The sequence below is a fragment of the Streptomyces sp. NPDC046939 genome (assembly GCF_040644575.1).
GTDB lineage: Bacteria > Actinomycetota > Actinomycetes > Streptomycetales > Streptomycetaceae > Streptomyces.
In genome coordinates, this window is the sequence record NZ_JBEYWV010000025.1 from 65,757 (window position 1) to 85,797 (window position 20,041).

The 20,041-nt window shown below is 70.5% G+C and carries 15 protein-coding genes and 2 tRNA genes; 12 read left to right on the top strand and 5 right to left on the bottom strand.

The genetic code is table 11. The annotated features are described in order from the left end of the window. Positions 1 to 2 precede the first annotated feature (2 nt). Positions 3 to 1,442, bottom strand: a complete 1,440-nt coding sequence (locus tag ABZ877_RS25920; RefSeq protein ID WP_361075210.1) for an amino acid permease — start codon at positions 1,440 to 1,442, stop codon at positions 3 to 5. Positions 1,443 to 1,600: 158 nt separating this feature from the next. Here ABZ877_RS25920 and ABZ877_RS25925 point away from each other — a divergent pair, with 158 nt between their 5' ends. Both ABZ877_RS25925 and ABZ877_RS25930 read left to right on the top strand, forming a co-directional pair. Beyond that, entirely contained in the window at positions 1,601 to 2,083 is a 483-nt protein-coding gene (locus tag ABZ877_RS25925; protein WP_361075212.1) for a ribose-5-phosphate isomerase, read from the top strand. A gap of 113 nt (positions 2,084 to 2,196) precedes the next feature. After that, positions 2,197 to 3,018, top strand: a complete 822-nt coding sequence (locus ABZ877_RS25930) for a DNA-formamidopyrimidine glycosylase family protein (RefSeq protein WP_361075214.1) — start codon at positions 2,197 to 2,199, stop codon at positions 3,016 to 3,018. On the opposite strand, the gene ABZ877_RS25935 is transcribed toward ABZ877_RS25930, so the two are convergent. Beyond that, the gene (locus ABZ877_RS25935; RefSeq protein WP_361075216.1) at positions 3,015 to 4,244 is read right to left on the bottom strand and encodes a GNAT family N-acetyltransferase; all 1,230 of its coding nucleotides are present in this window, start codon (positions 4,242 to 4,244) and stop codon (positions 3,015 to 3,017) included. The genes ABZ877_RS25930 and ABZ877_RS25935 overlap by 4 nt on opposite strands. A 139-nt stretch (positions 4,245 to 4,383) precedes the next feature. On the opposite strand from ABZ877_RS25935, the gene ABZ877_RS25940 reads away from it, so the two are divergent. Beyond that, positions 4,384 to 5,556: a PP2C family protein-serine/threonine phosphatase gene (locus tag ABZ877_RS25940; RefSeq protein ID WP_361075218.1), complete on the top strand. Its 1,173-nt coding sequence runs from the start codon at positions 4,384 to 4,386 to the stop codon at positions 5,554 to 5,556. 214 nt (positions 5,557 to 5,770) lie between these two features. Here ABZ877_RS25940 and ABZ877_RS25945 read toward each other — a convergent pair whose 3' ends face one another. Beyond that, positions 5,771 to 6,961, bottom strand: a complete 1,191-nt coding sequence (locus ABZ877_RS25945) for a cation:proton antiporter (RefSeq protein ID WP_361075219.1) — start codon at positions 6,959 to 6,961, stop codon at positions 5,771 to 5,773. Positions 6,962 to 7,232: 271 nt separating this feature from the next. Here ABZ877_RS25945 and ABZ877_RS25950 point away from each other — a divergent pair, with 271 nt between their 5' ends. The 3 genes from ABZ877_RS25950 (at position 7,233) to ABZ877_RS25960 (ending at position 11,100) form a co-directional block, all read left to right on the top strand. Continuing rightward, positions 7,233 to 8,051 (top strand): ABC transporter ATP-binding protein, encoded by an 819-nt coding sequence (locus ABZ877_RS25950; RefSeq protein WP_361075221.1) that lies wholly within the window; start codon positions 7,233 to 7,235, stop codon positions 8,049 to 8,051. Then, complete coding sequence (locus ABZ877_RS25955) at positions 8,051 to 10,504, top strand: FtsX-like permease family protein (protein WP_361075223.1); 2,454 nt, start codon at positions 8,051 to 8,053, stop codon at positions 10,502 to 10,504. The genes ABZ877_RS25950 and ABZ877_RS25955 overlap by 1 nt, the downstream gene beginning before the upstream one ends. Before the next feature lie 401 nt (positions 10,505 to 10,905). Continuing rightward, positions 10,906 to 11,100, top strand: a complete 195-nt coding sequence (locus tag ABZ877_RS25960) for a hypothetical protein (RefSeq protein ID WP_361075225.1) — start codon at positions 10,906 to 10,908, stop codon at positions 11,098 to 11,100. A 72-nt stretch (positions 11,101 to 11,172) separates the two neighbouring features. Here the strand turns inward: ABZ877_RS25960 and ABZ877_RS25965 are convergent. Continuing rightward, positions 11,173 to 11,246, bottom strand: a tRNA-Gly gene (locus tag ABZ877_RS25965). A 173-nt stretch (positions 11,247 to 11,419) separates the two neighbouring features. Between ABZ877_RS25965 and ABZ877_RS25970 the strand changes: the two genes are divergently transcribed. The 5 genes from ABZ877_RS25970 to clpX all read left to right on the top strand — a co-directional run bounded on the left by ABZ877_RS25970 (position 11,420) and on the right by clpX (position 16,216). Then, a tRNA-Pro gene (locus tag ABZ877_RS25970) sits at positions 11,420 to 11,496 on the top strand. Between the two features lie 174 nt (positions 11,497 to 11,670). After that, positions 11,671 to 13,065 carry a trigger factor gene (tig, locus tag ABZ877_RS25975; RefSeq protein ID WP_361075227.1) on the top strand — a complete coding sequence of 465 codons (1,395 nt, stop codon included), beginning with the start codon at positions 11,671 to 11,673 and terminating at the stop codon, positions 13,063 to 13,065. 371 nt (positions 13,066 to 13,436) lie between these two features. Next, positions 13,437 to 14,042 carry an ATP-dependent Clp protease proteolytic subunit gene (locus ABZ877_RS25980; protein WP_361075325.1) on the top strand — a complete coding sequence of 202 codons (606 nt, stop codon included), beginning with the start codon at positions 13,437 to 13,439 and terminating at the stop codon, positions 14,040 to 14,042. 71 nt (positions 14,043 to 14,113) lie between these two features. After that, a complete protein-coding gene (locus ABZ877_RS25985) occupies positions 14,114 to 14,773 on the top strand; it encodes an ATP-dependent Clp protease proteolytic subunit (RefSeq protein WP_361075229.1) in 660 nt (219 codons plus the stop codon). 156 nt (positions 14,774 to 14,929) lie between these two features. Continuing rightward, positions 14,930 to 16,216 carry an ATP-dependent Clp protease ATP-binding subunit ClpX gene (clpX, locus tag ABZ877_RS25990; protein WP_361075231.1) on the top strand — a complete coding sequence of 429 codons (1,287 nt, stop codon included), beginning with the start codon at positions 14,930 to 14,932 and terminating at the stop codon, positions 16,214 to 16,216. A gap of 73 nt (positions 16,217 to 16,289) precedes the next feature. On the opposite strand, the gene ABZ877_RS25995 is transcribed toward clpX, so the two are convergent. Further along, entirely contained in the window at positions 16,290 to 17,258 is a 969-nt protein-coding gene (locus ABZ877_RS25995; protein ID WP_361075233.1) for a hypothetical protein, read from the bottom strand. Positions 17,259 to 17,373: 115 nt separating this feature from the next. On the opposite strand from ABZ877_RS25995, the gene ABZ877_RS26000 reads away from it, so the two are divergent. Then, positions 17,374 to 20,004 carry a valine--tRNA ligase gene (locus ABZ877_RS26000; RefSeq protein ID WP_361075235.1) on the top strand — a complete coding sequence of 877 codons (2,631 nt, stop codon included), beginning with the start codon at positions 17,374 to 17,376 and terminating at the stop codon, positions 20,002 to 20,004. Positions 20,005 to 20,041 lie beyond the last annotated feature (37 nt).

Sequence of the window (20,041 nt, forward strand, 5' to 3'; positions counted from 1 at the left end):
CGTCACTTGGCGCGGGGCCGCACCCGTTCCCGTACGAGCGAGAACGCGACCACGAACACGGCCACGAGGAGCGAGAGCAGCACCTGCTCGCGCCCGGCGTCGTCCGTCAGCATGTAGACGAGCACGAACGAGATCATCGCGATGGCCGCCCACGTCAGGTACGGGAACAGCCACATCTTCACGACGAGCTTCTCGGGCTGCTCGCGCAGGATGATGCCGCGCATCCTCAGCTGCGTGAAGCAGATGACGAGCCACACGAAGAGGGCGACGGCACCGGAGGAGTTGAGCAGGAAGTCGAAGACGGTGTCCGGCCACTGGTAGTTGAACCAGACGGCGAGGAAGCCGAAGACGACCGAGCCGAGGATCGCGGCGCGCGGCACGCCCCGCGAGGTGGTGCGGGCGAACGCCTTCGGCGCGTCGCCGCGCTGGCCGAGGGAGAACGCCATGCGGGAGGCGGTGTAGAGGCCCGAGTTTAGGCAGGACAGGACGGCGGTGAGGACGATGACGTCCATGACCTGCCCGGCGTGCGGGATGCCGATGGAGTTGAGGGCGGCGACGTAGCTGCCGTCCTCCACGATCGACTTGTCGTTCCACGGCAGCAGGGTCAGCACGACGAAGATCGAGCCGAGGTAGAAGATGCCGATGCGCCAGATGACGGAGTTGGTGGCGCGGGTGACGGCCTTCTGCGGGTCCTCGGACTCACCGGCGGCGAGCGTGACGATCTCGCTGCCCATGAAGGAGAAGACGACCATGAGGACACCGGTCAGGATGGCGCCGGGCCCCTCGGGGAAGAAGCCGCCCGAGTCGGTCAGATGCGCGAAGCCGCTGCCCGGGTTGTCGGAGCCGGGCAGCACGCCGAAGACGGCGAGCAGGCCGACGATCACGAACGCGCCGATCGCGACGACCTTGATCCCGGCGAACCAGAACTCGAACTCGCCGTAGCTGCCGACCGCCGCCAGGTTCACGGCGGTGAGCACGACCATCACGATCAGCGCCCAGGCCCACTGCGGCACGCCCGGCACCCAACCGTTGAGGATCTTGGCTCCGGCGGTCGCCTCCACGGCGAGCACCACGACCCAGAAGAACCAGTACAGCCAGCCGATGGAGAACCCGGCCCAGCGGCCGAGCGCCTGGTCGGCGTAGGCGGAGAAGGACCCGGAGGTCGGCCGCGCCGCGGCCATCTCGCCCAGCATCCGCATGACCAGGACGACCATGGCGCCGACCAGGGCGTAGGAGATGAGGATGGCGGGGCCCGCCGCGGCGATTCCGGAGCCGGAGCCGACGAACAGGCCGGCGCCGATCACACCGCCGATGGCGATCATGGAGAGGTGGCGGTTCTTGAGGCCTGCCTTCAGGCCGTCGCCGCCATCGCTCCCGCCGCCGGGGCCGTGCGGCCCGCCGGGTGATGTGTCTTCCGTCGCAAGGGATGACTGCGAAGTCATGACCGGTTCCTTAAGTTCTCGAGGTACGAGCCCTGGCATTCAAAGCGCAGAGGGGTGCGCAGAGGAAGAGCTGAATCCGGATTGTTGCCTTCGTCGCCCCCGCTCACACCCGCCCCCGGTCGCGGCCACGCGGCGCGCGGCGTGCCACACTCGGAGCCATGCGCGTGTACCTCGGCTCGGATCATGCCGGCTACGAACTCAAGAACCACCTGGTCGAATGGCTCACGGCCCACGGCCACGAGCCCGTCGACTGCGGGCCCCACATCTACGACGCGGTGGACGACTACCCGCCGTTCTGCCTCCGCGCCGCGGAGCGGACGGCGGCGGACCCGGACTCCCTCGGCATCGTGATCGGCGGCTCGGGCAACGGTGAGCAGATCGCCGCGAACAAGGTCAAGGGCGTCCGCGCGGCGCTGGCCTGGAGCGAGCAGACCGCCGCGCTCGGCCGCGAGCACAACAACGCGAACGTGATCTCCATCGGCGGCCGCATGCACACCCAGGACGAGGCGACGAAGTTCGTCGAGATCTTCCTCTCCACCCCGTACAGCAACGAGGAGCGCCACCAGCGCCGCATCGACATGCTGTCGCGCTACGAGGAGACGGGCGAGCTGCCGGACATCCCGGCGCACCACCCCAAGTAAGCCCCTCCGGAGATACTTCCCAGCCCTCCGGCGATCGAGGAGCGGGGTCCGGGGCAGAGCCCCGTGTCCGCGCCTCGATCGCCGTCGGCCCTGCCCGCCCCGAGAGGAAAGACGTGCCCGAGGGCCACACCATCCACCGCTTGGCCCAGGACCACGCCGAACGCTTCGCGGGGCGGAAAGTCCAGGTCACCAGCCCGCAGGGCAAGTTCTCCGACGCGGCCGCACTCCTGACCGGCCAGGAACTCACCCGCACGGAAGCCCACGGCAAACACCTCTTCCTCGGCTTCGGCGGAGCCCACTGGGTCCACATCCACCTGGGCCTCTTCGGCAAGTACACCCTCGGCGACACCCCGGCCCCGCCGCCCACGGACACCGTCCGCCTGCGCCTGCTCACCGACGCGTCCTTCTCGGACCTGCGCGGCCCGACGGCCTGCGCCCTGATCACGGACGCCGAGAAGGACGCCATACACGACCGGCTCGGCCCCGACCCGCTGCGCCCCGACGCCGACCCGGCGAAGGCGTACGCCCGGATCTCCCGCAGCCGTACGACGATCGCCGCACTCCTCATGGACCAGAAGGTGATCGCGGGCGTCGGCAACGTCTACCGGGCGGAGGTCCTCTTCCGTCACGGCATCGACCCGTACACCCCGGGCAAGGACCTCACACCGGCCCAGCTCACGGCGGTCTGGGACGACCTGCGGCTGCTGATGCGCGAGGGCGTCCGCCTCAACCGCATCGACACCGTCCGCCCCGAGCACACGCCCGAGGCGATGAACCGGCCGCCCCGCGTCGACGACCACGGCGGCGAGGTCTACGTCTACCGGCGCGCGCCGCAACCCTGCCACCTGTGCGGCACGGAGATCCGCACGGCGGAGCTGGCGGCCCGCAACCTCTTCTGGTGCCCGACCTGCCAGGCGAGCACCGGCAAGCGCTAGAACCCGTGCTGGAGCCACGGCGCGACCGGTGACCCGAACGCCACCGCCGCCTCCGCCAGCGCGCCCTCCCGCAGCTCACGCACCCGCCCGGCCCCGGCCAGCTCCGCCAGGGACACGCCGCCGAGATAGGCCGCGCCCAACTCCCGTACGGACAGGGCGAGATCGGCGGCCTCCTCCGTACGCTCGCAGGACGCGCCCTTCGCGTCACCGGACAGCCGCCATCGCCCGCTGTTCCACGGGCAGAAGCGGTCCTCCACCTCCAGGACGACATCCACGGGCGTGAGGTACGTACGCGCTTCGAGGGCCGCCCCGACATCCACCAGGCGTACGTGCATAGAGTCCCGCACCCGCACCTCGCACCGCCGGATGTCGGAGACGAGGGAGAGCACCGGATCGTCCACGGGGCGGTTGTACGCCTCCACCGTGGCCGTCAGGTCGATGTCGCACAGGAAGCGCCACAGCGCCGCGTACGCCGCCGGGTCCAGCGCCGTGACGTCCCGCGCCTGGACGCGGCCCTTCGGCCCGGCCCACTCCGACTCCGGCTTGTTGTGGAAGCGGGCGAAGCCGACCGTCTCCCCGCCCCGCTCCGCGACGACGCACAGCAGCGGCGACGCCCCGCCGCGCTCCTCCGGCGAGTCGAGCAGCGGCAGCCGCTCCCAGCCGGGCCTCCGCGCGAGCATGCCCGGCCGGGTGCCGACCGTGCGCAGATACACCGCCTCGCACCGCTCGGCCGCCTCGGCGGCGTCGACGAACCGCAGCGTCACGTCGTCGGCCCCGGCCGGGGCCTCGATCCGGACCCGCGTGGAGTCGACGGTCAGGGCCGCCTGCCGGGTGCCGACGCCATAGCCGAACCGCCCGTAGATCGCGGGCTCGGACGCGGTGAGCACGGCGAGGGGCTCGCCCCAGGCCCGTACGTCGTCGAGCTGGCGGCGCATCATCGACGTGAGGATGCCGCGCCTGCGATGCGTCGCCGCGACGCTCACCATCGTCACGCCCGCCGCGTCCACGAAGGCGCCGCCCGGCACCGCGACCCGGAAGGTGAACGCGCCCGCCGTGCCCACGCACTCCTCGCCGTCCCACACGCCGATCGAGCGGTCCAGCTCCGTCAGGTCCTCCCACAGCCGCCGCTCCTGCGACGGCTCGGGAACCCCGCCGAAAGCCAGCTCGAGCCGGCCGTACCAGCGCTCGAAGTCGTCCTTGCGCAGCACACGTATGTCGCTCGTCATGCGCCATCCCTACCAGGACGCAACGGACATGTGCGAGCGAATTTCCCGCTGCCGCTCCCTGGCCGGTTGTGCCCGAAAAGGGGGACAAGTGGGACCACCCGTGCACAGATCCGGGCCCTGTGGATAAGGTCCACGAGCAATGGCCGTACGAGGAGAGCGGCGCGCGGGCGAGCAGCGCGCGGCGGCAGAGACGTTTCCGGCCCGGTTGAAGATGCGTGTGCACCGGGTCCGCACCGCCGTGCGCAAATCCGGCGTCGACTACTTCCGGGGCGACGGCTCCGACTGGATCGCCCTGGCGGGCCTGCTCCTCACCGTCCCCCTCATCACCCTCTGCACGATCCTCGACCCGGTCTGGTGCACGCCCACCGTCCTCGTCCTGCCGATCGTCGCGGGCGGCCTCGTGCTGCGCCCGGCCAGCCTCCTCGGCCTGTACGCGGCCGCGGCGGCGGCGCTGATCGTGGAGTCCGTGCAGCTCGGGCCGTACTCGCAGCGCGCGGCGGGCGTCACCCCCGGCACGGTGCTCACCGTCGCCGCCTGTGGTTTCTTCGGCCTGCTCATAGCGCAGTTCCGCAGCCGGGTCGGCGTGCCCTGGCGGCGCGGCGGCACCATGCTCTTCGACCTGCGCGAACGCATCCGCACGCAGAGCCGGCTGCCGAAGCTCCCGCCCGGCTGGCACCGTGAGATGGCGCTGCGGCCGGCCGGCGGGCAGTCGTTCTCCGGTGACTTCGTCGTCGCGGCCCGCACGCACAACGGCCGCACGCTGGAGGTCGTCCTGACGGATGTGTCGGGCAAGGGCATGGACGCGGCGTCCCGGGCGCTGCTCCTCGCGGGGGCCTTCAGCGGGCTGCTCGGCTCACTTCCCCCGCACGCGTTCCTGCCCGCGGCCAACGGGTACCTCCTGCGCCAGGACTGGGACGAGGGGTTCGCCACCTCCATCCACCTCGTCCTCGACCTCGAGTCCGGGGACTACGAGCTCTACTCGGCCGGCCACCCGCCGGGGCTCCAGCTCAGCGCGGGCACGGGGCGCTGGGAGGAGAAGGCGGCGGAAGGCCCTCTGCTCGGCGTGTACGACGGCGCGGAGTTCGATGCGACGAAGGGGACGTTGCGCCCCGGCGATGTCCTGATGCTGTTCACGGACGGCCTCGTGGAAACCTCCGACCGTGACATCGCCGAGGGAATCGACCGGCTGACGGGCGAGGCCGACCGCTACGTCCAGGGCGGCTTCCACGGGGCGGCCTGGCATCTGATCGAGGCGGTGGCCAAGGACGTCAACGACGACAGGGCGCTCCTCTTGATCTGCCGGGACCAGTAGCGCCGCGGGGGTTGCGTCTCCGTCGCCGGGTGCGGCTTTCGTCGTGGTCGCTCGCGCAGTTCCCCGCGCCCCTGAGATGCGCACTTCGTGCGCCATCTCAGCGCTATGGGGCTGCGGCGGAGCCGCATGCTCCAGGGGCGCGGGGAACGGCGCGACCAGCCACGACGCAACACGCACCCGGCGACGAAGGAAGGCCCCTACGGCGGGAGGCCGGTCACAACCCCGCCCGGGCCCGCTCAAGCTCCGGCTCGGGCGCGGGCCCAACCTCCCGCCCCCCGGGCAACACACGCGCAAGCCAAGCGGAGCGCCCCGCCGCGAGGGGCCCAAGAACCGCCAGCACCAGCACATACCCCGCGATGAACGGCGACAGCCGCTCATCGAGCCCCGCACCCGCGGCCATCGTGGCCAGGATCAGCGCGAACTCCCCCCGGGCCAGCAGTGTCGTGGAGATGTTGGCGGCGGGCCCGGCCCCGAACCCGTAGACCCGGGCCGCCGCGAGTCCCGCCACCACATTCATCACCAGCGTCACGGCGACGGCGGCGAGGACGGGCCAGACGACGGTGGGCAGGTCGCCGGGATCGATGGAGAGCCCGAACGCGAAGAAGAAGATGGCGCCGAAGGCGTCCCGGAGCGGGTGCACCAGTTTGAGGATGCGTTCACCGGACGCGGTGGACCCGAGCATGAGCCCGACCATGAACGCCCCGATCGCGTCGGCGACCCCGAACCACTCGGACACCCCGGCGACGAAGACGGCCGCGCCGAGGAAGGAGATGACGAGGAGTTCGTCGTCCCGGGTGTGGAAGAGCTTGCCGACGACGCGCGTGCCGAACCGCGCCGCGAGCGCGAGCAGCAGCAGGAACCCGAACGCCTTGCCCCCGTCCATGACGGCGGCGGCGAGCGAGTCGGCCCCGGACAGGATGGGTTGCAGCGCCGCCAGGTACAGCGCGAGGAAGATGTCCTCGACGACGATGATCCCGAGGATCGGCTTGGTCTCGGGGTTCCCGAGCCGCCCGGTGTCCACGAGGACCTTGGTGACGATCGCGGACGAGGAGATGCCGAGCACCCCGGCGAGGACCAGAGCTTCGGAGGTGCCCCAGCCGAGGGCGAATCCGAAACCGAGGCCGGCGCCGACGTTCAGCGCGAGGTACGCCGCTCCGGCGACGGCCATCTTGCGGCCGCCCGCCTTGAGATCGTCGAGGTGGAATTCGAGGCCGAGGTAGAAGAGCAGCAGCACCAGGCCGAGCGCGGAGAGCATCTCGAGTTCGTGCGGGTCGGAGACGAGCACGACGCCGGGTGTATGCGGGCCGAGGAGGATCCCGGCCAGGATGAACAGGGGGATGGTGGGGAGTCCGATGCGCCCGCCGAGGCGCGCGAGGACGGCGGCGGCGAGAAAGGCGCCGCCCATGGCGATCAGGGTGTCCGCGTGTCCGATGGGCCCGTTCCTCTCTTTGCAGGCAGGAGTGCCGTGGCAGTGACTAGGCAAAGGGTAGGTCAAGAAAGCGTCAATACTTAGCTTACCAAACGAGTTCCGCCCGGTCCCCACCAGCAACAACTCGGGGGTTCTCCCCACCCCGGATCGGCCAGCCGCCCTCATGGTCGCCGGGGCCCCGTCTCCGTAGCTTCGAAGCATCGAACCTCATCGGACAGCGACGAAGATCAAGACGAAGGGCGGACCCATGGGCCTGCGCAAGAAGCGGCAGCACGACCGGATCGGCGCCCCCGGGCCCGCCGCCGAGGGCCGGGCCGTGGAGCTGCGCGGAGTGCGCCGCAGCTATGGCCGCGGCGCGGGCGCCGTGCACGCGCTGCGCGGCATCGACCTCGCCCTGCCCAACGGCACGTTCACCGCCGTGATGGGCCCCTCCGGGTCCGGCAAGTCGACGTTCCTGCAGTGCGCGGCGGGGCTCGACCGGCCCACCGACGGCACCGTCGCCCTCGGCGGCACCACGATCACCGGCATGAGCGAGAACAAGCTCACCGCCTTGCGCCGCACCCGCCTGGGCTTCGTCTTCCAGGCGTTCAACCTGCTGCCCAGCCTCACCGTCGAGCAGAACGTGCTGCTGCCGATGCGCCTGGCGGGCCTGCGCCCCGACAAGCGCCGCGCCGCCGAGGTGCTCGCCCAGGTCGGCCTCGCCGACAAGGGGCGCCGCCGTCCGGGCCAGCTCTCGGGCGGCCAGCAGCAGCGCGTCGCCATCGCCCGCGCCCTGGTCACCAGGCCCGACGTGATCTTCGCCGACGAGCCGACCGGTGCCCTCGACACCACCACGGCCACCGAGATCCTGGCCCTCCTGCGCTCCGCCGTCGACCGGATGGGCGCCACCGTCGTCATGGTCACGCACGACCCGGGAGCCGCCGCCTACGCCGACCGCGTGCTGTTCCTCGCGGACGGCGCGATCGTCGACCACCTGGAGGGTGCCGGGGCCGACCGCATCGCCGCCCGCATGCGCACCCTGACCGCGCCCGCCCACGCGTCCGCCCCCGTGACGGCGGCCGCCTGATGTCCCGACCCAACGGCCTCGCCCGCGCCGCCGTCCGCTTCAAGCCGGCGGCCTTCGTCGGCACGTTCATCGCCCTGATGATGTCCGCCCTGATCGTCTCGGCCTGCGGCATCCTCCTGGAGACGGGCATCCGCGCCTCGGTCCCCGCCGACCGGTACGCGGGCGCCCCCGTCGTCGTCGCCGCCGACCAGCGCGCCCACTACGTCACCGGCTCCGGCGAGGACCGCGAGGAGCAGACGGTCCCGCTGCCGGACCACGCCCGCCTCGCCGACTCCCTGGTCGCGAAGGCGGCCTCGGCGCCCGGCGCACGTACCGCCGTCGCCGACCTGTCCTACCCCGTGCGGCACAAGGGCGCCCCCGTCACCGCCCACAACTGGGGCTCCACCGCCTTCACCGGCGAACGCCTGACCGCGGGCCGCGCCCCGCACACGGGCGAGATCGTCATGGCCGGCGCCCACGCCCGCCCCGGCGACCGCGTCACCCTCACCACCCCCGCGGGCCCGCACACGTACCGCGTCTCCGGCACCACCACCGGCCCCGCCACCGTCTGGCTCACCGACGCCGAGGCCCTCGCCGCCTCCGGCCACCCCGGCCGCGTGGACGCCATCGCCGTACTGCCGAAGGACGGCGTCAGCGCAGCCGACCTCAAGGCCCATGTGAAGAAGGCCCTCGCCGCCGTCCCCGCCGCCCAGGTGCACACCGGCGACGACCGCGGCGCCGCCGAGGACGCCGGCCTCGCCTACGGCACGGAGGCGCTGATGGGGCTCGGCGGCTCGTTCGGCGGGGTCGCGACGGCCGTCGCCGTGTTCACCGCCGCCGGCACAGTCGCCCTCTCCGTCGGCCAGCGCGCCCGCGAGTACGCCCTGCTGCGCGCCATCGGCACCACCCCGCGCCAGATCCGCCGCACCATCGCCACCGAGACCCTGCTCGTCGCCCCGCTCGCGGGCGCGCTCGGCTGCCTGCCCGGCATCGCGCTGGCCCGCTGGTGGTTCGGGCAGCTCCAGGACAAGGGCGCGGTCCCGGACGCGGTCGAGCTCTCGGTCTCGTTCATCCCGCTGCTCACGGCCGTCGGCACCGCCGTCCTGACCGGCCTGCTCGCCGGGTACATGGCGGCCCGCCGCCCCTCCCGCGTCAAGCCCGGCCAGGCGCTGGCCGAGGCGTCCGTCGAACAGCTGCGGCCCGGATGGATCCGTACGCCGCTGGGTGTGGCGGCGGCGGTCGGCGGCACCGTCTTCGCGTTCCTCTCCGCGCACCTCAGCGGCGACGACGCGGCCAACGCGGCGCTCGGCGTCGTCATGTGCTTCATGCTCGCCGTGGCGCTGCTCGGCCCGCTCGTGGCCCGCCTCGTCGCTGCCCTCTTCGGCCTCCCGCTGCGCGGCGCGGGCGCCTCCGCCTCGCTCGCGGCGGCCAACTCCCGCAGCAACGCCCGCCGACTCGCCTCCGCGATCACCCCGATCGTCCTCGCGATGGCCTTCGCCTCGGTCCTCGTCTTCATGCACACGAGCGAGGACCACGCGGCCGCGGGCCAGCAGAAGGCGGGCATCACCGCCGACCACATCGTCACCGGCGACGCGGGCCTCGCCCCCGGCTCGGTCACCCGCGCCGCCGCGACGCCCGGCGTCTCGTCCGCCGTCGGCCTGCTCAAGACCTCCGTGCTCGTCCCCGCGGGCTCCGCCGGCGACCACTGGCTGGAGACGGCGTCGACGCAGGCCGTCACCGGCACGGCCCGCGACCTCGCCCGCGTCCAGGACCTCAAGGTCACCAAGGGCACGATCGACCTCACCGACCCCGACACGATCGCCCTGGACAAGTCGCTGGCCCACTCCGCGCACGTCGGCGTCGGCGACCGCCTCACCCTGCGCCTGCCCGACGGCACGAAGGCGTCCCCGAAGGTCACCGCCACGTACGAGCGCGGCCTCGGCCTCTCCCAGGTGACCCTGCCGCGCGCGGCCCTCACCGGGCACCTCACGAACCCGTACGACACCGAGCTGTGGACCAAGGGCGGCACGACCGAGGCGCTCTCCGCGCTCGGCACCCCGCTCGCCCGCGCCGACTACACGACCGCCCAGTCCCTGGACCGCGAGCTGAACGCCTGGGCCAATACGACCATGGCCGCCGTCCTCGGCGGGTTCGCGGCGATCGCCGCCGTCAACACCCTGGTCATGACGGTCCTCGACCGGCGCCGCGAACTCGGCACGCTCCGCCTGATCGGCTCCACCCGCCGCCAGGTGCTCCGCATGATCCGCTGGGAGGCGCTCCTCGTGGCCTGCGCGGGCATCGTCCTCGGCACGGGCATCGCCCTCGCGACCCTCGTCCCGATGATGAACGGCCTCACCGGCGAGAACCCCTACGTCCCGCCGCTGCTGTACGGATCCTTCGCGGGCGCCGCCCTCCTCCTCGGCCTGACGGCGACGGCCCTGCCCGCCCGCCTCGCCCTGCGGCGGATGCGCTGACCGCGACCACGGATGCGCGGGTGGGCCGCACCGCACTCCCGGCCCACCCGTACCGTTCATATTCAGCCGTGCGATTTGCCGGATTTTCCGTGACTGTGACGCGAAGGAAACGCGGGGAAACCGGGACCGATATGCGGACAGCGGCCGCGGAGCGCCCGCGCGGCCATGGAAACGATCAAGCCGAATTCGACGCCCCCGAACCCCCCTCGGCAGCCCCGCCGACGTGCACGGCTCAGGTGGCGCAAGGGCACTGGCGACACGCGCGCCCACGCGCGCGTGGCCGACGTTACGTCACCGACCGCATACAGACGCTCCGTTGGTGGCACGATGGTTCTGGCGGGGGGAGTGTGGGGCTGAGCCCCCCGGGCCGGGAGAGCGGACCGACCTAGGGTGTGATCAGTGTGGCCATTTCGCTGTCAGTGGTGCTGTTGTTGGCGATCGTCCTCATCGTGCTGATGCGCGGCGGCTCGCTGAAGGCGGGGCCCGCCGTGGTGGCGGTCCTCTTCGGCTTCTTCCTGGCCTCGACCGGAATGGCGCCCGCGATCAACAACTTCCTCAACTCCGTCGCGGACAGCATCAGCGCCATAAAGTTCTGAGCGTCGGCCGGGCGGCCCCGGGAAAGAGTCAAGGCCAGGCGGGAGCGGAAGCCCCGGCCTGGCCCTGAAGCATGGAGCGGGCGACGGGAATCGAACCCGCGTAGCTAGTTTGGAAGACTAGGGCTCTACCATTGAGCTACGCCCGCACAGCGCGTACCCAGGTCGGCGAAGATGTCGACCCGCGGCACACCAGGCATCGTAGCGGGTCGGTGGCCCCGCCCGCACACCCCCTCACCCCGCGCCGGGAAGCGCCCCGCGCTGCGCGCCGTAATGCGGCGTCCGCACTGCCTGCGGGCATGTACCCTACGTGTCGCACCGACGGGGTGTGGCGCAGCTTGGTAGCGCGTCCGCTTTGGGAGCGGAAGGCCGTGGGTTCAAATCCCGCCACCCCGACCAGCGTTGCCGCGGCGACACGACGACCGCGGGTCCTCCACGGGCGTCCTCGCCGGAACGAACCCCATGATCGCGTTGTGGGTGTGCTCCGGCGTGCCGTTACTATGCAAGCTGCATGCCCGTGTGTCTCTCAAGCCGGGCACGATTCCTGAAGTCAGCCCCCAAGGAGACCGAACCGTGAAGAGCGCCGTCGAGACCCTGAACCCGACCCGGGTTCGGCTCAGCATTGAGGTGCCCTTCGAGGAGCTCAAGGACAGCCTCGACGCGGCGTACAAGAAGATCAACCAGCAGGTCACGGTGAAGGGCTTCCGCAAGGGCAAGATCCCGGCCCGCGTCATCGACCAGCGGTTCGGCCGCGGTGCGGTCCTGGAGGAGGCGGTCAACGACGCGCTCCCGAAGTTCTACACCGACGCGGTCAACGAGGCGGAGCTCAACGTCCTCGGCCAGCCCGAGGTCGACATCACGGAGCTGAAGGACGGCGAGACGCTGAACTTCACCGCCGAGGTCGACGTCCGCCCGACCATCGAGATCCCGGACTACTCCGGCATCGAGGTCGAGGTCGACGCCGTCGAGGTCACCGACGAGGACGTCGAGAAGTCCGTGGAGCAGCTCCGCGACCGCTTCGCCTCGACCACCCCGGTCGAGCGCGCCGCCGAGGACGGCGACGTCGTCACCATCGACCTGGAGGCCAAGGTCGAGGGCGAGGTCCTCGAGGACGGCGTCGCCTCCGGCGTCTCCTACACCATCGGCTCCGGTGAGCTCCTCGACGGCATCGACGACGCCGTCAAGGGCCTTCAGGCCGGTGGCGAGGCCACCTTCACCTCCGAGCTGAAGGGCGGCTCCGCCGAGGGCAAGGAGGCCGAGGTCACCGTCAAGGTCACCCAGGTCGCCGCCCGTGAGCTCCCGGCCCTGGACGACGAGTTCGCCCAGCTCGCCTCCGAGTTCGACACCCTCGACGAGCTGAAGGCCGACAGCCGCAAGCGCCTCGAGAACATGAAGCAGTACGACCAGGCCACGCAGGCCCAGGAGCGCGTCCTCGAGAAGCTCCTGGAGCTGGTCGAGGTCCCCGTCCCCGAGAAGCTGCTCGAGGACGAGGTCAACACCCGCAAGCACAACCTGGAGCACCACCAGCTCGGCCAGATGGGCCTCGACCTCGCCAAGTACCTGGAGATCCAGGGCAAGACGGCCGAGGAGTTCGACGCCGAGACCCGCGAGCAGGCCGTCAAGGGCATCAAGACGCAGTTCGTCCTCGACGAGCTCGTCAACAAGGAGAAGCTGAACGTGAACCAGGAGGAGCTCACCGAGCACCTCATGCGTCGCGCCGCCTCCTCCGGCATGTCCCCCGACCAGTTCGCCCAGGCGGTCGTCGAGGGCGGCCAGGTCCCGATGCTCGTCGGCGAGGTCGCCCGCGGAAAGGCCCTGGCCGTCGTGGTCGAGGCCGCCACGGTGAAGGACACGAACGGCGAGATCGTCGACCTGGAGGACGACGAGGAGGAGACCGAGGAGGCCGCTGAGGCCACCGAGGCCGCCGCCGAGACCTCAGGCGAGGCCCAGGAGAAGTCCGAGGCCTGATCCGCTCCAGCAGTACCTGTGACAGGCCCCCGGGACGTCAGTCCCGGGGGCCTGTCGCGCCCGTCAGGGGCGCGGGGAACTGCGCGAGCGACCACGTACAAGCCGCACCCGCCATAGTCGCTCAGGACGGCAGACGCGTCCGCGCGCCCGGTGGGGCCTGAGCGCGCAGTTCCCCGCGCCCCTGACGGGGCACGCACACCCTGCGCTCACAGCGAACAGCAGACTTCGCGGGATTCCCCGAAGGGACCCGCGCGTTAGGGTCCATGAATACGAGGGCAGGGGAGTCCCCGAGCGAGGGCCCCGGCCTCAGTAAGAGACGCGAGACGGCACGAGGCCGTCAGAGACGAGCAGGTGGATACGTGACGAATCTGATGCCTTCCGCCGCCGGCGAGCCGTCCATCGGTGGTGGCCTCGGCGACCATGTCTACAACCGACTGCTCGGCGAGCGGATCATCTTCCTCGGCCAGCAGGTCGACGACGACATCGCGAACAAGATCACCGCGCAGATGCTGCTCCTTGCCGCCGACCCGGACAAGGACATCTACCTCTACATCAACAGCCCCGGTGGCTCGGTGACGGCCGGCATGGCGATCTACGACACCATGCAGTACATCCCGAACGACGTCATCACCATCGGCATGGGCATGGCCGCCTCGATGGGCCAGTTCCTGCTCACCGGCGGCACGGCGGGCAAGCGCTTCGCGCTTCCGCACACCGACATCCTGATGCACCAGGGCTCCGCGGGCATCGGCGGTACCGCCTCGGACGTGAAGATCCAGGCCGAGTACCTGCTGCGCACGAAGAAGCGGATGGCCGAGATCACGGCCCGCCACTCCGGCCAGACGGTCGAGACGATCATCCGGGACGGCGACCGCGACCGCTGGTTCACCACCGAGGAGGCCAAGGAGTACGGCCTCATCGACGAGATCATCTCTGCCGCTACGGGTGTTCCGGGCGGCGGCGGCACGGGCGCCTGACCGGTTCCCACCGACTCAGCGCCGGCCCCCCAAGCCCTCTGCCTCCCTCACCAGGACGGAACACCGACGACATGAACAACTTTCCCGGCAGCGGCCTCTACACCGGCCCGCAGGTCGACAACCGCTATGTGATCCCGCGCTTCGTCGAGCGCACCTCGCAGGGCGTGCGCGAGTACGACCCGTACGCGAAGCTCTTCGAGGAGCGCGTGATCTTCCTCGGCGTGCAGATCGACGACGCGTCCGCCAACGACGTCATGGCGCAGCTGCTGTGCCTGGAGTCGATGGACCCGGACCGCGACATCTCGATCTACATCAACAGCCCCGGTGGCTCGTTCACGGCCCTCACGGCCATCTACGACACGATGCAGTTCGTGAAGCCGGACATCCAGACGGTCTGCATGGGCCAGGCCGCGTCGGCCGCCGCCGTGCTGCTCGCCGCGGGCACCCCCGGCAAGCGCATGGCCCTGCCCAACGCGCGCGTGCTGATCCACCAGCCGTCCGGCGGCACCGGCCGTGAGCAGCTCTCCGACCTGGAGATCGCGGCCAACGAGATCCTCCGCATGCGTACGCAGCTGGAGGAGATGCTGGCCAAGCACTCGACGACCCCGCTGGAGAAGATCAGCGAGGACATCGAGCGTGACAAGATCCTCACGGCCGAGGACGCGCTGTCGTACGGCCTGATCGACCAGATCATCTCGACGCGCAAGATGAACAACGAGGCGATCGCCTGACAAGGCGTTGTATCGTCTGCCACTCCCCGGCACGGTTCACGTAAGAAGTGAACCGTGCCAAGGGGGGCCCGAACGGGGGGCCCGGCAAGGTACCGTCGGATACAGGCACCAGGAGCCGCTGAACGTGGCGTCTCCCAGGCGAAGGGGAAGCACCTCGTGGCACGCATCGGTGACGGCGGCGATCTGCTCAAGTGCTCGTTCTGCGGAAAGAGCCAGAAGCAGGTCAAGAAGCTCATCGCAGGCCCCGGTGTATACATCTGCGACGAGTGCATCGACCTCTGCAACGAGATCATCGAGGAAGAGCTCGCCGAGACGAGCGAAGTGCGCTGGGAGGAGCTTCCCAAGCCGCGCGAGATCTACGAGTTCCTCGAGGGGTACGTCGTAGGCCAGGAGGCCGCCAAGAAGGCGCTCTCCGTGGCGGTCTACAACCACTACAAGCGCGTCCAGGCCGGCGAGAACGGCGGGGCGGCGGGCCGTGACGACGCGATCGAGCTCGCGAAGTCCAACATCCTGCTCCTCGGCCCCACCGGCTCGGGCAAGACGCTCCTCGCGCAGACGCTGGCCCGGATGCTGAACGTGCCGTTCGCCATCGCCGACGCGACCGCGCTCACCGAGGCCGGCTATGTCGGCGAGGACGTCGAGAACATCCTCCTGAAGCTCATCCAGGCCGCCGACTACGACGTCAAGAAGGCCGAGACGGGCATCATCTACATCGACGAGATCGACAAGGTGGCCCGCAAGTCGGAGAACCCGTCGATCACGCGCGACGTGAGCGGCGAGGGCGTCCAGCAGGCCCTCCTCAAGATCCTCGAAGGCACGACGGCCTCCGTCCCGCCGCAGGGCGGCCGCAAGCACCCGCACCAGGAGTTCATCCAGATCGACACGACGAACGTGCTGTTCATCGTGGGCGGCGCCTTCGCCGGTCTGGAGAAGATCATCGAGGCGCGGGCGGGCGCCAAGGGCATCGGCTTCGGCGCGACCATCCACTCCAAGCGCGAGCTGGAGGAGAAGGACCAGTTCCAGGAGGTCATGCCGGAGGACCTGGTGAAGTTCGGGATGATCCCCGAGTTCATCGGCCGCCTCCCCGTCATCACCTCGGTCCACAACCTCGACCGCGAGGCGCTGCTCCAGATCCTCGTCGAGCCGCGCAACGCCCTGGTCAAGCAGTACCAGCGCCTCTTCGAACTCGACGGAGTCGAGCTGGACTTCGAGCGCGAGGCCCTGGAGGCCATCGCCGACCAGGCGATCCTCCGCCGCACCGGGGCGCGCGGCCTGCGCGCCATCATGGAGGAGGTCCTCCAGTCGGTGATGTACGAGGTCCCGTCGCGCAAGGACGTAGCCCGCGTGGTCATCACCGCGGACGCCGTCCACTCGAACGTGAACCCGACGCTGATCCCGCGGGATGCCCGGGGTGGCGGCAGCGGGGAGCAGAAGTCGGCGTAGCCGCGCAGCACCTGGACAACGCAGAAGAGGGGCCCTGGGAAGGGCCCCTCTTCTGCGTTGTCGGCGTGCGGCTCTACACCGGGACGCGGATCTCCTTGCGGAGCTTCGCGGCGATGTCGGAGGACGCCTTGAGGTCGGGCGTCTTGCCGCTCATCATGTCCGAGATCTCCATCGAGACGACCGTCGAGAGCGTGCTGTGGTCGCTCCAGATGCACACGGGCATGTGCATCTCCTTGGGCGTCGCGGCACCGGCACCCGAGTTCTCGCCGGGCTCGAACTTCATCTCCTGGCACTTCAGGACGTAGTCGTCCGTGCTGAAGTCGGTCGGGCTGCCGATGAGGGTGGCCTTGCCGTCGTCCTCGCCGCTGCCCTTCGCGATCTCCAGCGCACCCTTCTCGAACATGCCGTCGACCAGCTTGCCCGGGTCGTCGATCTCGCCGTAGGCGCCCTGGAACTGCAGCACCTTGCCGCCCAGCGGGTTGGACGCGTCCTTGACCGCGTACGAGCCGCTGACCGGCTTGCCGTTCTTGAGACCGTCCTTCTCGGCGTCCTTCATGTCGTCCTTGCTGAAGCCGTCGGACGAGGACGAGTCCTTCTTGTACTCCGTGAGCACCGTCTCCGGCGCCGTCAGCTTGTGCGCGCCGTCGTCCGCGACCGAGACGGTGCTGCCCGTCCCGCCCAGCACGAAGTACGCCCCCACGCCGATCGCCGCGACCACCGCGACCGCCGCGATGATCAGGCCCGTCTTCTTCTTGCCGCCGCCCTGGGGCGGGACCGGCGGGTACTGGGCGTAGGGGGCCGTGGGCTGCTGGCCGTAGGGGCCCGGCTGCTGCGGCTGGCTGTAGGGCTGCTGCGGCGGGACCCCGGGGGGAGCCTGCTGCGGGTAGCCGTACCCCGGCTGGGGGGCCTGCTGCGGGTACCCGTAGCCGGGCTGCGGGGCCTGCGGCTGCTGACCGTACGGTCCGGGCTGCTGCGGCTGCTGGCCGTAGGGCCCGGGCTGCTGGGGCTGGCCTCCGTACGGGCCCGGCTGGTTGTGACTCATGGTGTGGGTTCCTCCCCGCTGCTTATGTGCTTCCGACATCCTGACGTACGCGCGTGCGGATCGGTCCACCGGAATGGGTTTCAGTACGAGCTTGTGACCCCTCTAAACTGACTCCGTGACCGAGAACTCTCAGCAGCAGAACCCAGCGCCCACCACCGAACTGCCGACCCAGTACGCGCCGGCCGAGGTAGAGGGGGCGCTGTATGAGCGCTGGGTAGAGCGCGGCTACTTCACCGCCGACGCCAAGAGCGAGAAGCCGCCGTACACGATCGTCATCCCGCCGCCGAACGTGACGGGCTCGCTCCACCTCGGGCACGCGTTCCAGCACACGCTGATGGACGCCCTGACGCGCCGCAAGCGCATGCAGGGCTTCGAGGCGCTGTGGCTGCCGGGCATGGACCACGCCGGCATCGCGACGCAGAACAAGGTGGAGCAGCAGCTCGCCGAGGAGGGCAAGTCGCGGCACGACCTGGGCCGCGAGGAGTTCGTCGACCGCGTCTGGCAGTGGAAGCGCGAGTACGGCGGGAAGATCCTCGGCCAGATGCGCCGCCTCGGCGACGGCGTCGACTGGTCGCGCGAGCGGTTCACGATGGACGAGGGCCTGTCGCGCGCCGTCCAGACCATCTTCAAGCGGCTCTACGACGACGAGCTGATCTACCGCGCCGAGCGCATCATCAACTGGTGCCCGCGCTGTCTGACGGCGATCTCCGACATCGAGGTCGACTACCAGGACGACGACGGCGAGCTGGTCTCGCTGAAGTACGGCGAGGGCGACGAGACGGTCGTCGTCGCGACCACGCGGGTCGAGACGATGCTGGGTGACACGGCGGTCGCCGTCCACCCGGAGGACGAGCGGTACGCGCACCTGATCGGCAAGCGCATCAAGCTGCCGCTGACGGACCGCACGATCCCGGTCGTCGCCGACGCGCACGTGGACCCGGAGTTCGGCACGGGCGCCGTCAAGGTGACGCCCGCCCACGACCCGAACGACTTCGCGATCGGGCAGCGGCACGACCTCGAAACCCTGACGATCATGGATGAGCGCGGGGTCATCACGGTCCCGGGCCCGTTCCAGGGCCTCGACCGGTTCGAGGCGCGCTCGGCGATCGTCGACGCCATGCGCCAGCAGGGCCGCGTCGTCGCCGAGAAGCGCCCGTACGTCCACTCCGTCGGCCACTGCTCGCGCTGCCGGACCACCATCGAGCCGCGCCTGTCGCTCCAGTGGTGGGTCAAGGTCGAGACGCTGGCCAAGGCCGCCGGGGACGCCGTTCGCGACGGCCGCGTCACGCTCCACCCGAAGGAGATGGAGAAGCGGTACTTCGACTGGGTCGACAACCTCAACGACTGGTGCATCTCGCGCCAGCTCTGGTGGGGCCACCGCATCCCGGTCTGGTACGGGCCCGAGGGCCAGGTCGTCTGCGTCGGCCCCGACGAGCAGCCGCCGGGCACCGAGGCCGAGGGCTGGACGCAGGACGAGGACGTCCTCGACACCTGGTTCTCCTCAGGGCTCTGGCCGTTCTCCACGCTCGGCTGGCCCGACGAGACCCCGGACCTGGAGAAGTTCTATCCGACCGACGTCCTGCTGACCGGCCACGACATCATCTTCTTCTGGGTCGTCCGGATGATGATGTTCGGGCTGTACGCGATGGACGGCGAGGTCCCGTTCAAGACGGTCGCCCTGACCGGTCTCGTCCGCGACGAGAACGGCAAGAAGATGTCGAAGTCGTTCGGCAACGTGGTGGACCCGCTGGACTGGATGGACAAGTACGGCTCGGACGCGCTGCGCTTCACGCTCGCGCGCGGCGCCAACCCGGGCACGGACGTGCCGATCGGTGAGGACTGGGTCCAGGCGTCCCGCAACTTCGCCAACAAGATCTGGAACGCGACGCGCTTCGCGCTGATGAACGGCGCGACGGTCGAGGGCCCGCTGCCCGAGCCGGAGCGGATGACGGCCACGGACCGGTGGATCCTGTCGCGGCTGAACAAGACGGTCGCCGAGGTCGACGCGTTCTACGACGACTACCAGTTCGCCAAGGTCTCCGACGCGCTGTTCCACTACGCGTGGGACGAGGTCTTCGACTGGTACGTCGAGCTGTCGAAGACGACGTTCATGGCGGGCGGCGAGCCGGCCGAGGTGTCGGGCCGGGTCCTCGGCGAGGTCCTGGACGTCACGCTGCGCCTGCTCCACCCGATCGTCCCGTTCGTCACCGACACGCTGTGGACGACGCTGACCGGCCGCGAGTCCGTCGTGATCGCCGACTGGCCCAAGGACAGTGGCTTCCGCGACGACGCCGCCGAGCGGGAGATCGAGACGCTCAAGCAGGTCGTCACCGAGGTCCGCCGCTTCAAGGGCGAGCAGGGTCTCAAGGCGGGCCAGCGCGTCCCGGCCCGGCTCACGCTCGACGGCACGGCGCTCGCCTCCCACGAGGCGGCCATCCGCCAGCTGCTCAAGCTCCAGCCGGAGGGCGAGGAGTTCCAGGCGACGGCGACGCTGCCGGTGGCGGGCGCCGAGGTGGCGCTGGACCTGTCCGGCGCGATCGACGTGGCCGCCGAGCGCAAGCGTCTCGCCAAGGACCTGGCCGCCGCCGAGAAGGACAAGGCGCAGGCCGAGGGCAAGCTGGGCAACGAGAAGTTCCTCGGCAAGGCCCCCGAGAAGGTCGTCGAGGGCATCCGCGCCCGCCTCGCCAAGGCGGACGAGGACATCGCCCGCATCCAGGCACAGCTGGAGCGTCTGCCGCAGGCGTGAGCGGTCGGTCGTACGCGGACGAGGGCCCCGGAACCGA